The 14,298-nt window shown below is 63.7% G+C and carries 12 protein-coding genes and 1 pseudogene; 5 read left to right on the forward strand and 8 right to left on the reverse strand.

The window, feature by feature from the left end:
• Positions 1-20: 20 nt before the first annotated feature.
• Positions 21-1,175: a sn-glycerol-3-phosphate ABC transporter ATP-binding protein UgpC gene (ugpC, locus tag E9536_RS34000; protein WP_011548503.1), complete on the reverse strand. Its 1,155-nt coding sequence runs from the start codon at positions 1,173-1,175 to the stop codon at positions 21-23.
• A 235-nt stretch (positions 1,176-1,410) separates the two neighbouring features.
• Between ugpC and E9536_RS34005 the strand changes: the two genes are divergently transcribed.
• On the forward strand, positions 1,411-2,424 hold the full coding sequence (locus E9536_RS34005; RefSeq protein ID WP_011548504.1) for a LacI family DNA-binding transcriptional regulator: 1,014 nt from the start codon (positions 1,411-1,413) through the stop codon (positions 2,422-2,424).
• A gap of 340 nt (positions 2,425-2,764) precedes the next feature.
• On the opposite strand, the gene E9536_RS34010 is transcribed toward E9536_RS34005, so the two are convergent.
• The 7 genes and pseudogenes from E9536_RS34010 to E9536_RS34040 form a co-directional block, all read right to left on the reverse strand.
• Positions 2,765-2,986, reverse strand: a complete 222-nt coding sequence (locus E9536_RS34010; RefSeq protein ID WP_011548505.1) for a hypothetical protein — start codon at positions 2,984-2,986, stop codon at positions 2,765-2,767.
• On the reverse strand, positions 2,983-3,771 hold the full coding sequence (gene istB, locus E9536_RS34015) for an IS21-like element helper ATPase IstB (protein ID WP_011694462.1): 789 nt from the start codon (positions 3,769-3,771) through the stop codon (positions 2,983-2,985). Before istB ends, E9536_RS34010 begins: the two co-directional genes overlap by 4 nt.
• Positions 3,746-4,825 carry an IS21 family transposase gene (locus E9536_RS34020; protein WP_226292306.1) on the reverse strand — a complete coding sequence of 360 codons (1,080 nt, stop codon included), beginning with the start codon at positions 4,823-4,825 and terminating at the stop codon, positions 3,746-3,748. The genes istB and E9536_RS34020 overlap by 26 nt, the downstream gene beginning before the upstream one ends.
• A gap of 11 nt (positions 4,826-4,836) precedes the next feature.
• Complete coding sequence (locus tag E9536_RS42270) at positions 4,837-5,232, reverse strand: transposase (RefSeq protein WP_011694460.1); 396 nt, start codon at positions 5,230-5,232, stop codon at positions 4,837-4,839.
• A 1,236-nt stretch (positions 5,233-6,468) separates the two neighbouring features.
• Positions 6,469-6,606 (reverse strand): annotated as a pseudogene (locus tag E9536_RS42275) (IS66 family insertion sequence element accessory protein TnpB); the annotation flags it as partial.
• Between the two features lie 143 nt (positions 6,607-6,749).
• A complete protein-coding gene (locus E9536_RS34035; protein ID WP_011548508.1) occupies positions 6,750-8,126 on the reverse strand; it encodes a glycosyl hydrolase family 28 protein in 1,377 nt (458 codons plus the stop codon).
• A gap of 626 nt (positions 8,127-8,752) precedes the next feature.
• Positions 8,753-9,160, reverse strand: a complete 408-nt coding sequence (locus tag E9536_RS34040; protein WP_226113972.1) for a hypothetical protein — start codon at positions 9,158-9,160, stop codon at positions 8,753-8,755.
• Here E9536_RS34040 and E9536_RS34045 point away from each other — a divergent pair.
• From E9536_RS34045 to E9536_RS34060, 4 genes are all read left to right on the forward strand, one after another.
• Positions 9,150-10,103 carry a helix-turn-helix domain-containing protein gene (locus E9536_RS34045; RefSeq protein WP_226113973.1) on the forward strand — a complete coding sequence of 318 codons (954 nt, stop codon included), beginning with the start codon at positions 9,150-9,152 and terminating at the stop codon, positions 10,101-10,103. The two genes, E9536_RS34040 and E9536_RS34045, sit on opposite strands and share 11 nt — an antisense overlap.
• 78 nt (positions 10,104-10,181) lie before the next feature.
• A complete protein-coding gene (locus tag E9536_RS34050; RefSeq protein ID WP_011548511.1) occupies positions 10,182-11,120 on the forward strand; it encodes a transporter in 939 nt (312 codons plus the stop codon).
• Positions 11,121-11,142: 22 nt separating this feature from the next.
• On the forward strand, positions 11,143-12,372 hold the full coding sequence (locus tag E9536_RS34055) for an MFS transporter (RefSeq protein WP_011548512.1): 1,230 nt from the start codon (positions 11,143-11,145) through the stop codon (positions 12,370-12,372).
• A 36-nt stretch (positions 12,373-12,408) separates the two neighbouring features.
• The gene (locus tag E9536_RS34060) at positions 12,409-13,851 is read left to right on the forward strand and encodes an amidase (protein ID WP_011548513.1); all 1,443 of its coding nucleotides are present in this window, start codon (positions 12,409-12,411) and stop codon (positions 13,849-13,851) included.
• Positions 13,852-14,298 lie beyond the last annotated feature (447 nt).

A 14,298-nucleotide genomic window follows, 5' to 3' on the forward strand; every position in this document is an offset into this window, starting at 1 on the left:
GGCGGGGCGGCCCTACGCCACTACGCGAACGCCGCTTCGGCGTGAATGGCCGGCAACGCGATGCCGGCTTCGTCGAACAGGTGGCACCGCGACGGCGGCACGTGGAATGCGTGGCGCTCGCCGCGCCGCAACGTGGCCTGACCCGGCAGTTTCGCGAGCAGCGGGACGCCGTCGGGCTGGTCGAGATGCACGTACGCGGCTTCGCCGAGTTGCTCGACGAGCGCGATGTCGCGGACGATCGACGGCAAGCCGGCATCGCCGGACGCCGCGATCGTGAGGTGCTCGGGACGGATCCCGAGCAGCACGCGCGCGCCGCAGCCGACGTGGCGCGGCAGCGGGCGCTCGCGCAGCGTCAGCGTTTCGCCCGTACGGTCCAGCGTCAGCCGGCAGCCGTGCGCATCGCACGCGTCGACGATGGCCGGCAGAAAGTTCATCCGCGGCGAGCCGATGAAGCCGGCGACGAAGCGGTTGGCCGGCCGGTGATACAGCTCGAGCGGCGCACCGGCCTGCGCGATGCTGCCGAAGCGCGCGACGTCGTCGCCAGCATGCAGCAGCACGATCCGGTCGGCCAGCGTCATCGCCTCGATCTGGTCATGCGTGACGTAGACCGAACTCGATTGCGTGAAGCGCGCGTGCAGCCGCGCGATTTCGACACGCGTCTGGCCGCGCAGCGTCGCGTCGAGATTCGACAACGGCTCGTCGAACAGGAACACGCGCGGCTCACGCACGATCGCGCGGCCGATCGCCACGCGCTGCCGCTGCCCGCCGGACAAAGCCTTCGGCTTGCGATCGAGCAGTGCTTCAAGCTGCAGCACGCGCGCGGCCTCGGTCACGCGGCGGCGGATCTCGTCCTTCGGCGTGCCGGCGATCCGAAGCCCGAAACCGATGTTGTCGAACACGGTCATGTGCGGAAACAGCGCGTAGCTCTGGAACACCATCGCGACGCCGCGCTCCGCGGGCGGTGTGTCGTTAATTCGTGCGCCGCCGATCCGCAGCTCGCCCTCGGTCACGTCCTCGAGACCGGCGATCATCCGCAACAGCGTGGATTTTCCGCAGCCCGACGGACCGAGAAACACGCAGAATTCGTGCGACGCGATCTCAAGGTTCACGTCACGCAGCACCGGCGCATGGTCGCCGTAGCGCTTCGAGACGTCCTTCAATGAAATGGCGGTCATCGCGCTCTCCTCCAGCCCGTCATACGCATCGGATCGGAAAATTTAATCGCTTAAATTTCAGTGGCGCAAATTGCCCGGTTCGCCGTACCATGTCGTCTCCTTCCTCTGATGTGTCGAGAAATTAGCGTATCGGCTGTCCCTGTGCAACTTGTGGGACAGACTCCCAGAATATGAGCAGACACTCTCCCGCTTCACTTCCGCTGCACCATGCCGACAGGCCGACCGGAGGCCGCGCTTGGTGACGCTCGCGCAAGTCGCACAGCGCGCGAACGTCACGGCGGCGACCGTCTCGAACGTGCTGCGCAATCCGCAGAAGGTGAAGCCAGCGACCGTCGAACGCGTGATGGCGGCGATCCGCGAACTCGGCTATCGGCCGAACCTGACTGCGCGCGCGCTCGCAGAGGGCCGCACGTCGACGCTCGCGCTAATGCTGTCGAACATCACGAACCCGTTCTACCCGGAGTTCGTGCTGGCCGCCGAACGCGAGGCGCGCAAGCGCGGCCATTACCTGCTCGTGTCCAATACCGACGACGATCCGGCGATCACGCGCAACTACCTCGAGCGGATCGCGGGGACGCTCGCGGCCGGCGCGATCGTGATGAACACCGATCTCGCCGAAGCGGAGCTCGCCGACATCGCGCGTCACGGCGCATCGATCGTGCTGTGCATGTGGGAACGCGTGCATGCGTCGCGCACGTTGCCGTGCGTGACCGTCGATTTCGCGGCGGCGGGCGCGCTGGCGGCCGCGCATCTGTCCGGGCTGCGGCATCGTGCGTTCGGCGCGCTCGTCGGCAAGGGGTCGGGCGGTCCGCAGTCGGTGAGGCTGCGCGGTTTCGCCGACGAACTCGCGGCGCGCGGCCATCCGGCCGACGCGCTGACGGCCGTGTCGGCGCACGATTCGATCGAAGGCGGCTACGAAGCGGCCGCCGCGCTGCTGCGCGAGAAGCCCGGCCTCACCGCGCTGTTCGCGACCAACGACCTAATGGCGATCGGCGCGATGCAGGCGGCCGCCGATCTCGGCCTGCGCGTGCCGGCCGAGCTGTCGGTGGTCGGCATGACCGATATCCAGCTCGCGCACCAGTTCCGCCCGGCGCTCACGACCGTGCGGTTCCCTACGTCGCAGATCGCCGCGCGGGCGATCGCGCTGACGCTCGACATGATCGACGGGATCGAGCCGGGTGCGGCCGTGCATACGATCGGAGCACCCGAACTCGTCGTGCGCGAATCGACCGGGACGGCGCCGGACTGACGGCTCGACACGCACCGTGTGCGCGTGCGGTGTCTGCGCCGGGAACGAACGGCGTGGCGTCGGTCGCACAGGTTCCGTTGTCGCGAATCCGAAAACCAGCCATCACCGAACCTGACCTGCGGCGGAATTTTGTAGCCAGTCAGACAGTGAGTCTCGTGTCGATATTGTTGGAATCCAGCCTGGCTCGACGGACCGTGGCGGGAGGTTGATAGCGATGCGCGCTATGGGGCTGTTGATGGCGGTGTAAAACCGCGCTTAAATGGCGGTGCAATGCTGAGTGATTCGCTCAAGTACGAAGGGGCCCTCGGGCCCCTTTGACGTGATGCGGCGGTGGCGCTGTTCAGAACGGCGGGTCGAGCTTTCGCGTTCGGATACCCGGTCGTGACGTGCGCTGCTCACGCAGCTGTTCGTGGAGTTGGGCGCCGTAGAAGTCGGTGATCACGGCGAGCAGATCCTCGAGCAGTTCATACGCAGCCAGCGCCTGTTCGGGCGTCCAGTCGTCGGGCACGACGAACGGCAGGCCACGCCGGCGCCCGGAGGGCAGCAACGGTGCGCGGCTCATGACGTCGGCCCCTTCTTTGCGGCAGGTTTGCGCGTCTTGCGCTGCCGGGCCCGCGCTTCGTTGCGCTCGCGGGCCTCTTTGAGCCGATACGATTCGCCTTCGATCGAGATCACCTCGGCGCGATGCACGAGACGGTCGACCAGCGACACTACGCAGGCGGCGTTCGGGAACACCTCCGACCATTCCGCGAACGGCTTGTTGGTCGTCACGATGGTCGATCGGGCCTCATATCGACGGCTGACGAGTTCGAACAGCAAGTCGGCGTGGCGGTTCGAGTACGAGAGATAGCCGACCTCGTCGATCACGAGGATGTCCGGCGTGGCATAGTGATGCAAGCGGCGGCGCAGCGCCGAATCGCTGTCCAGTGCCGCGAGTTCGCCGAGCATCTCGCTAGCCGACTTGAACAGCACCGTGCGGCCCTGGATCAGCGCATGGTGCGCGACGTTCTGCGCCAGCGTCGATTTGCCCACGCCGTTCGGGCCGATGAACACGATGTTGGTCGCGTCGTCGAGGAACGAGAGCGACATCAGGTCCTCGACCGCCGCGCGGTCGATCCGCTTGGGCCAGTCCCAGTCGAAGTCGGTCAGCGTCTTGAACTTGCTCAGCTTCGCGGCGCGAATGCGCCGTTGCAGTGATCGATGGGCCCGTTCGTCTTCCTCCCACTGCAGCAACGGCGCAAGCCAGGTGGAGCCGTCGACTTCGGACCAATGCTCGACGAGGCCGTTCAGGCGTAACGCCCTGGCGCGCGAACGCAGCATCTCATTGTTGTTCGGGGTCGACGTCATCCTTTTTCTCCGCAGTCAGTTGATCGTAGGTATCGAGCCGGTGCGGCTGGACGGGCGCATCCTTGCGCCGTACGTGCTCCGGCAGATTCATGGCAACGGGAGGCGGTGCGCCGCGCGCGGCGCGGCGGCGCTCCAGCGCGGCCCGTACGGTATTGGTATGCGCCGATCCCGCACGCAACGCGTCTTCGACGGCGGCCTGCAATTCGGCAGCGCCGTAGCGGTCGAGCAGGCGTAGCAGCGAGCTCGTCAGCCCGCCGACGCTTGCGCCACGTTCGGCCGCACGGATCAGCAGGAGCTCGCAGGCCGGTACCGCTCGGGTCAGGCTGTTGACGCCGCGGTGCTGCCGGGCTTCGCGTTTGAACTGCTCGAGCGTTTTAAGGTGCTGTGGGTCTTCGATCTGTTCGGCCCGGTCGTAGCAACGTCGATGGCTGGCGATCATCTCGGCACCGTCGAACACCCGCACCTGGTTGAGGTCGGCCCGGACGGTCAACGTGCGACGCACGTGGGTATGCGGGATCGTGTAATCGTTCAGGTCGAAGCGCACGTACGGCGTCTTGCCCACCTTCACGGCCAGTTGCTCTTCGACGGGGTATGGATTGTCGGGCAACGTCAACAACAACGGCTGCTCGCGAGCGAACGCTTCGCGCACGGTCATCGTGCGATCCTCAGGGCATGGCCGGTCGGCCGCCTGGGTACGGCACCATTGCTCGGCTTGCGCGTTCAGATCATCGAGATCGGTGTACTTGCGCGCGGCGAAGAAGGCTTCTCGAACATGGCGGATCGCGCGTTCCACGCGTCCCTTCTCGTTGCCGCGCGCAACGGCGACAGGCCGAGGCTCGAAGCGGTAGTGGCCGGCGAACGCGAGCAGCGTCGGATGGAAGCGGATCGCATCACCAACGCGCTCGAGCACGGCCGATTTCAGGTTGTCGTACAGCAGGACTCTTGGTAGTCCACACCATGTGTTAAACGCGCCGATGTGGCCGCGCAGGAAGTTCTCCATTCGCGCATCAAGGAAGAAGCGCAGGTAGATATCGCGCGAGTATGAGAGCACCATCACGAACGCCATCAGTGGCCGAAGTGCCCCCAATCGACCTGGGCCTGCTCGCCGGGGAGCGTGCGCAGACGCAGGAAGGCCTCCGCAGGTTTCCGGGGGCGGTGCAGTGAGATCAGATGCCGGAAGTGGTCCGGCGCCCCTTTGTAGCCGCGCTCGCGAACCATCACATAGAGGCGGCTGGCCGTCAGCGTTGGGTATTTCGTCAGTGTCTGCCGGATGAACGGCAGGTACGGTTCGATCATCGAGGGTTTCGGCTGCGGCCCAATCCGGGGCAGCCCGGCATGGGCAATCACGCGCTGCGCCGTCTCACGATGCACGCGCAACTGCTTGGCAATGGTGCCGCACGGCCATTTCTCGGCGTAATACAGGCGCAGGATCTGCGCTTCGAGTTCAACCGGAATCGTCATCGGGGTCTCCGCGATCAGGGCACCGCCCGAAGGAGGCCCCTTCGGAGCGAACACGACGGGGACCGCGACGGCGCACGAAGCCGGTTCGCACCAGTGGCAGCAACAAGCCGCCGCAGCAATGGCAACGCAACGGCTGCGCCGCCGCCGGATGGGCGGCGGCGTTGGCGAGTGCAATGGCGGCGTCACGGTCCGGTTGCAGTACACCATCGGCGGGCACGTCAGGTGAACCCTGATGCGTCACTTTATTGCGCCGAGCCCGATAGCGCTTGGCTCGAGCCGCGTGAGCAACGCGCCCACGGCGCGTGCGCTGATAGCGTCGTCCAGCCTCGCGCACACGGTCACGGCGTACGTCGGCGGCGCAATTCCGGCAATATCGATTGCCGCGATCGCACCGGCGGCAGATGAAGACCTGCGCCCGGCAACGGGCGCACAGGTACAGGCGGCCCGTGGGCGGCTGCATTGGCGGTTCCTCGAGAACGCCAAAGACGAGGAGTCGACTGAGGTCGACGGGCCGCGCGAGCAATGCGATACTGATCGCTCACACGGCTCTCCGGCCGGCCGACGGGCCTGCCATCTGGATCCTATGTGGAGGTGCGGCACCGTACTGGACTTGGCGGTTGAGGCCGGTGCCGCGCCTGTTGTTCTTCTTCGGCAAACGCCTTTCTACCATGCGCATCGCCCAATGCGACGCGGGGCGCGTCTCCAGTCACCCTACGGGCTCCTTACGTCGCGCCCCGCATCAACATCCCGCTTCCGACAGGTTGGTCGCGTCCAAAACGCCGACTTTTACATTTGTGTCATGCCGCCGCGACGTGACGCCGCCGGAAAAGCGCGGATTTTGACCGCCATCGACAGCGCTCTATGCGAAGCGGATCCTGCCGAGTACCGCGTCCGACAACGCCGTCCTGTCAACCAGTCAACGAGCCTAACAAGAAGGCCTTTCGGGCCTGCTTGCACAGCCGGCGACGGTGGGGTTTCGAGCCGACCAGACCTTCTGACAACGACCAACGATCTTCAAGCGAGGGGTAGACAGTATCATATTGATTTGTATAGATATTTATTGAGGGTCGCATGGCAAAGCCTTACTGGGCTTAAAGGCGGCTAACCGGAAAAATGCATGGAAATCAAGAGCACCCCAAGAAGCCTTCGCACGCCGCGTTATGGGGCGAGCAGCCCTTGCACGACATTGAACGGATCAGATTGGCCTCCCGTATCCGGGTAAGCCAGCCTGGCCAACGATAGTGACGCGCCGGGTTGCAAGCATGCTTCGACCAGGCGGCGTTTCCCATCTGGATCGAACGACCGTTTGCCGTGCGGCGAAACGTGCATCACCTTCAGGGGCAGGTAAACGAGGTCAATCGTGTCAGCTGTCATCGTGGTTGCGTCCGCAAGTGTGAGTTGCGGACGCAATCGTGGATCGATTCAGCAGTGCCGGCTAGGTGCGGAGGATTTCGCGCTTACGCATCAGGCGTTTTGATCCTAATTTGGCCCCTACCGAAGACGTGTCCCCATGTCGCTCAAATCTGCGCAGGGATCGTGATGCTGCTCGGGCAGGACAGCGTCGCGCCGGTATCCGGAATCCCCACTACTTGTCCGTTCGAACCGGTCGAGGTCGTCGCGCTGCTGTGGCTGCCCAGTTGCAATTCGCCGTCGGTCACGGAGAAGGCCTTACCGCCACTGATCTGGCTATTGGTGATGCTGATTCCCGTGTCGCCCGATTTTGGCACGCCCATCAGGCTGTTCGAGAGCCCGATTATGGCGCCTTGCTGCTTGGTGGCGGTGGCGATCACATTGTCGATGGTGACGTTGGCGATGATCGGCAGGGCGCCGCCGGTGCCCGAGGCGTAGGCGTAGGTGAACAGGAAGGGCTGCTGGACGTTGCGCATGCAGGTGTTCCGGTAGGTCACGCCGGTGGTGGCACCGCTGTCCTTGGCGGTCTGGTCGGTCTTGATCCGGTAGCCGTAGTCGGTGCCGCTGAACTGCATCGTGTCGACCGTCACCTGCGAGACGCCGGGCTTGGCGAGCGTGGTGCCGGCCGCCTCCTGGCCGCCGATCGAGATGCCATGACCACCGCCCACCACGCAATGGCTGACGTTGACGCTCGAGGTGGCCGCCCCGCCCGCGTTTGACTTGATGGCGATATCGTCGTCGCCGGTGTCGAGCAGACAGTTCTTGATGGTCGCCGTCTGGGTGCCGATGATGTCGATCGCGTCGGTGTTCGGCGCGAGATCGTCACCGCTGGCATTGCGGTTCGGATTCGCGTAGATCCACACGCCGTCGATCGTGACGTTCTTCGAGCCCGATTCAATCACCAGTTGCTCCTTCGGCGAGTTGCGGATGATCAGTGCGCTGCCGGTAGCATTGGACGAACTCGGGAAGGCCACGATCGACTGCGATTTGCCGGCATCGGTGAAGTTCGAGCCAATCTGCAGGTTTGAGCCGGTGATGGCGATCAGTTTGGGCCGGGCCGTATTGTTCTGCCCGACTGCGGCAGGCCAGTAGTCCTGTCCGTCGCCGTCGATCGCGCCGGTGCCGGTAATGGTCAGGTTGCTCAGATTGCTGCCGGTCAGCATCGCGCCGCTCGAGGGCTGCGCGGGCGAGCCCTTCAGCGTGAAGCCCTTCTCCAACTTCAGCACGATATTGTTGGCGAGATTCACGCTGGTGATGACCGCCGTCGAGATGCCGTTGTTGCTGGCCAGGTCGACCAGGCCCGGACTGCTGCTGGTGCCGCTGGCAGCGCACTGTTGGATGGCGTTCTGCAGATTCGTGGTGTTGGTGCTGGCCGAACTGCTCCACTGCGGCGTGCAGGTGGCCGCTTGCGCGGACGCTTGCACGGCGAGCGCGGCCAAGGTGGAGAGCCTTAGGACGAGGCGCGTGCTGCTTTTGCCTTTCATTGGTTTTCCTTGTATTTAAAATAAGAGAGCGAAATAGGTGCAGCCGGCAAGCAGTGGGGGGGGTAACCTATGAGTCGCAATTCGCCGCCGGACGAACCTCGGCCGGGACACAACACGTATCCCAGGATACTGCTCAGGGCCTCGGATTTTTCTCGAATCCCTGCGCACTAACACGGATCGGTGACCATAATGATCCTCAGTTGAGAACGTTGGCAAAGTGATGGCACTGACGGGAGTGCGAGCAGCAATCACAATGGCGCCGCTGTTTATGCGATAACCGGGCGTCAAACAAGTTGCATCTCCCGGCGGCCCCTCATGTACAAAGCAATTTATGAAATATGGCTTTCAAATTCACTTAATTATACGCGGCATAGTCATTGACGTGCATCCAGCAACTGCAGATTTTTGATCAAACAATAAATAAAAGATGCAATAGCTCTAGATCAAATATCGACTCTCCAGCGCGCCCTCATTCTCGCCGCACTAGCAAAATTCCGGAGTTCTTTTTGAAATTCATCGATCAAATTCTTACGCGAATATTAATATTCGTCGTTTTTGTAATTATTTTGAAAATTTAGGTCTCTCTTCTGTATGCACTAGTAATAACTGCATAGACATACGATCGGTTATGTCGTCAGCCCCAGACTCTCCCGGTACTCAATCTCACTGAGTGCGCCATGCGAGAACTTGACCGAACCAAGGTGATGCTGATCGCCGAGATGGGTTGGAAACCCGGGCGTGCAGCGTAACGGATCGGTCTGAGCGTTCGCCAAGTCAACCCGCTGATGCGGCGCTATCAGGAAGTCGATGACGGAGGCTGGCTCGTGAATTCGCCGCCGACGTCGTCGGCCGAAGGTCTGCCAGCCGCGAGCGCGTCGGGCACGTCCGGCCTCGGGGTAAAGACGCATTGTCAATGATTTATGGTGTGCGCACTGTCGGCACTGGTCTTCGTCCATCGCCCAACCTGCCATGCCGTACACCCCGTTGCCGCCCGCGACAACCGGCGACTCTTCGACGGACGGGATGCCGTTCATCCGGCGCTTCACCTGCAATGACGTCGACAGCCTCGCCGAATGCACGCACGGCTGGTCGATCCACCTCGATCAGCTCTCGCCTGGGCCTTTCCAGGGTACCGTCCATGCGATCCGCCTCGACGAGATGCAGCTCCTGAGGGAACGCGTGAATCGCTCGCTGCTGAAACGTGGCGACCAGTGCGCCGGTAGCACGTCGTTCAGCATCCCGCTGGAAACCTCAGGCACCGGATACTGCGGCGGCTCACCGCTGCGCGACAAAGCGCTGCTTGTCTCCAGCGGCACATCGCTGCCGGAGTTGCGCACCCCGGACCACCAGGACGTCGTATTGCTGACTGTCCCAACCGATACGCTTCGCAGGCTGGTATGGCTCGGCGATAACGATGGCGAAGCCGGCGGAACGCCGTCCAGCGAAACCAGCATCGCGCGCGTGCCGGTGGCCCGCTACGAAGCGTTGAAATCCTTGCTGGTAGCGGGTTTCAGCGCTGCAGACACGTCGGAGCAGCGCCTTGCGCGTCTGCAGACGCGCAAGGCGCTGCGCGACACTATTCTGATCGAACTCGTCGACGCGCTTGAAGCGGCCGGCCGGCCCGTTCGGCTCGATCCATCCGCGCGGCGTCGCATCGTCGACCGCGTGCGCGAGCTCGTGATCTCGCAGCCCGGCGTTCCACTGACCGTGCTCGACGTATGCCGTGCGGTGGGCGCGAGCCGGCGCAAGCTGCAGTACTGCTTCGAGGAAATCCTCGGCACGCATCCTGCGTGGTACTTGCGTGTGGTACGGCTCAACGCGGTGCGTCGCGAACTGCGCGAACATTCCCCGGCGAGCGCTTCGGTCAGCGACGTCGCGTGCCGCTGGGGCTTCTGGCACCTGAGCCGATTCGCGTCGCACTACCGGGAACTGTTCGGCGAACTGCCGTCCGATACGCTCAAACGCCCCCCACGATAATTACCAAAAGCGGATAACGCGCCGGATTTTGACGTTCCTAGACTCCGTACACATTTCAACTGTACGGGAAACGGCACGATGAAAGTCCTAAGACGCCCGCATGGCGTGCGGCACTGTCGCACACGCACCACCGTCGTCGCGATCGGCACATTGGCGGCAACGCTCGCATGTCAGAGCGCTGGCGCGCTTGAAAACGACGGCCCGATCACGCCGTTCGGCGTGTTCGATTTCGGCGCGGGGATGACGCCGCCACCCACGCCCAACGGCACGCTCGCCACACGCTTCGCGTACTACTCGACGCACACGATGCGCAACGGCGGCAATGCCGACTTCTCATTAACAGCCGCGTCGTGGAGCCTCGCATACATCAGAATGACAAACGCGAGGCTGTTCGGCGCGAACGTCGGCTTCGGCGCGATCGTGCCGTTCCTGAATCTGAACGGGCACGTGAACGTACCGACGCCCGCGGGAACGCTCGCAATGTCGGCCGATCCGACCAATATCGGCGATGCGGATTTCCAGCCGCTGATTCTCGCGTGGACTTTGCCTAATCTGTTCGTCAACGTCGCACTCCAAGTGCAGGCGCCAACGGGAGCCTATCGGTCCACTCGACTTTTCAATCCTGGCGTCAACCACTGGACCTTCTCGCCGATCATCGGCGCAACGTACATCACCGACAGCGGATTCGAAATCTCGACCAGCATCGAGGTCGATCAGAACACGACGAACCGTGCAACGAACTATCGAAGCGGCACCGGGTTCCGCCAGGAATTCGCGCTCGGACAGCACATCGGCCCGTTCACCGCCGGCCTCGGCGGCTACATCGAGCGGCAACTGAGCAACGACCACGGCCCGAATGTCGACGGCAACCGCGCGCACGTGAACGCGGTGGGCCCCGCGATCAGCTATGTCGAACAGGGAAAGCCGGCGGTATGGCTGCACGTTTACAAGGAATTCGGTGCGCAAAACCACGCGCAGGGGTACCAAATCGCGCTGCGTGCCGCGCTGTCGTTCTGATGTTCTGATTCGGGAGCAGTCGATGAATCCGCTTTCTTCCGCGCATACCGCGCCATATTCACGTGCCGCTAGGCAAGCCGGCGCCAGCCAGGGTGCTGTGCTGCTGCTCGGCAGCAGTCTCACCGTAATGGGCGCAGTCATGATCGCGCCGATCCTGCCGAAACTCGCGGCGGACTTCGTGCCAGCCAACCCGCGCCTCGCCGCACTCGTGCCGCTCGTCGCGACGGGCCCCGCCCTTGCGATCGCGCTGTGCGCGCCGCTCGCCGGCTGGCTTGCCGATCGCGTCGGACGCAAGATGCTGCTTTTGCTAGCAACGCTCGTGTACGGGCTGGTCGGCGCTGCGCCGGCATGGCTCGACAGTTTCACCGCGATCCTCGTCTGCCGGTTCGCGCTCGGCGCCGCGGAAGCGTGCGTGATGACGTGCTGCACGACGTTAATCGGCGACTACTGGCACGGTGAACAACGGGTGCGCTACGTGAACCGGCAGGTCGTCACGATCGGTGTCGTCGGCACGATTTTTTTCGTGCTCGGCGGCGCGGCCGGCGAGCACGCATGGCGCTATCCGTTCTATCTTTACCTGCTGCCGATCCTGCTCATACCTGCGATTGCCGCCCTGCTGTGGGAGCCGCTGCGTCATGGTCGGCCCGCCGAGCCGGGCGACGGCGGCACGCCGCTGTCCGGCGGCAAGCTCGCGTCGACGCTCGCCATTGGCTATCTGCTGATCTGCGTCGGAATGGTCAGTTCCTTCGTGGTCCCGGTGCAGATGCCGCAGCTGATGATCGACATCGGGCAGCACTCGTCGACGATGATCGGTGCGGTCTCGGGTATCGGTTTGCTATCGACGCTGGCCGGCTCCATCGCATGGCCATGGTTGCGCGACTCGCTCGGCCGGCGCTTCGTCAATGTCGCGCTCCTTGTGCTGCTTGCGGTGGGTCTGTATCTGCTTGCGAGCGCCAATACGGTGCCGGCCATCGTCGTGGCGGTCGTGATTCACGGCTTCGGCGGCGGCATGCTGGTCCCAAACGCAATCCTGCCGCTGATGCGCAGGCTATCGCTCGCGATTCGTGGCCGCGCCCTGGGCGGTTTCACAGCCGCGCTCTATTTGGGCCAGTTCCTCAGCCCGTTGGTCGTGCTCGGATGTGCACAGGCGTTCGGCGGACTGCGTCCCGCAATCGTCTCCATCGCGTCCGGTACAGCCGCCACGGCACTGCTGTGGTTGCTGCCGGCATTTCGTAGCCGCGGCGACGATTGATCCACTCCCATTTTCTTGTTCTCGAACGATAGACCTATGAAAGATTTCCAAACGCTCATCGCCACGCATGATGGCATCGCGCTCGCGGCGCTCGTTCGCGAGAAAGAAGTAACGCCGACGGAACTGCTGGACGCCGTCCTCGCCAGTCTCGACGCGATCAACCCCTCGCTGAATGCCGTCGCAGAGCGCCTCGACGAAACGGCCAGACTAGCCGCATCGACCATCACTGGCCACGAGAGCGTACTCGCCGGTGTCCCGACACTCATCAAGGACCTTTTCATGCCGGTGCGCGGCGCACGCATGGCGAACGGATCGTTCCTGTTCGGCGACTACCGGCCCGACTTCGACGGCGAACTCGTGGGGCGCCTACGGCGCGCGGGCATACCGATCGCTGGAACCTCGCTGTCGCCCGAACTGGGCACGTCGTTTTGCACCTCCTCAGCGCGTTTCGGCGTCACACGCAATCCGTGGAATCCGCATGTGAGCGCCGGCGGATCGAGCGGCGCCGCGGCAGCGCTTGTCGCCGCGCGCGTGCTGCCGTTCGCGCACGGCAACGACGGCGGTGGCTCGCTGAGGGTGCCCGCGTCCTGCTGCGGCGTGTTCGGATTGAAGCCGACACGCGGTCGAACGCCGAATGGCCCGATGATCGGCGAAGGATGGGCCGGCATGGCCATCAACCACGCGATCACGCGCTCGGTTCGCGACAGCGCCGCCCTGCTGGACCTGACCGCGGGCGCCGATACCGGCGCGCCCTATGCGGCGCCATGCCAACCGGAGACGTTTCTCGCGGCCACGCAGCGCGATCCGCGGCCGCTAAAAATCGCCGTGATAGAGCAAGCGCCACCGTGGCCGCTTCATCCGGCCTGCCGACCCGCACTCGCACATACCGTCGCGTTGCTGCGCTCGCTCGGACACCACGTCGAGCCGCTCGATAGTCCGGTCGATTCGGAGGCGTTCTATGACCGTGTATTCACGATCATCGGCGCACAAACGCGTGCGCTGGTCGACATGATAGGCAACCAGCGCGGACTTCCGGTACGCGACGGCGAAATCGAGGCCCGCACCCGTATCATCCTGCGGGAGAAAGGCAATGCAAGCGGCGCCGAATACGCGAGCGCCGTCGACTGGATCCATGCATTGGGCCGGACGTTCGGCCGGTTGATGGAGCGCTACGACGTGCTGCTAACGCCGACGCTCGCGATGCCGCCGCTTGCGCCGGCCGAACTTGCGACCGCGGACGACACGCAGTCGTTGAGCGAAGTCATCGATCGAGCGCATCGGTTTTCTCCGTTCACGGCATGGTTCAACGCGACCGGTCAGCCCGCGATGTCGGTGCCGCTTTACTGGGACGAGCAAGGCCTGCCGATCGGCAGCCATTTCGCGGGGGCGTTCGGCGCAGAGTCGCTGCTGTTCTCGCTCGCCGCGCAGCTTGAGCGCGCTGCACCGTGGGCGGATCGGGTTCCCCCGCTTTGCGTTTGACTGACGGTCCGGTGAACTTCCTGGCTGCAGGCGACTGAGCGCACGGGCGCGTTTGACCAGAGAGGAAGCAGACACCCCGAACGTCGTGTCGGGGTGTCCCGATATTCAATGTTGTACGCGCAGGCTTTCGCGTTTCCCGTTCTTGAACGTATAGAGTGTCATCGTCGCATTCTGGAGATCGCCCTTGGAATCAAATCGCGTTTTACCGATCAAGCTCTTGTAGTCGATCTTTCAGATACGGGAGGCACTTCGCCAGGCCGGACGAGCCAGCAGACTTCTTTGCGTCGACGGGTAATCATCCTTCGCCTGCGACTAAATCACCAGCATAACCGCATCGGACGTCCCACTTAAAATCTCAGAAGACTGTCCGAACGTGACAGGCACCTCTGTCTGTTGTCACGCTCACGATCACGGCACCCTACGCGCGCGTCCGCCTCTCCTCGCATG

It is taken from the genome of Burkholderia sp. LS-044 (assembly GCF_004803625.1).
GTDB lineage: Bacteria > Pseudomonadota > Gammaproteobacteria > Burkholderiales > Burkholderiaceae > Burkholderia > Burkholderia cepacia.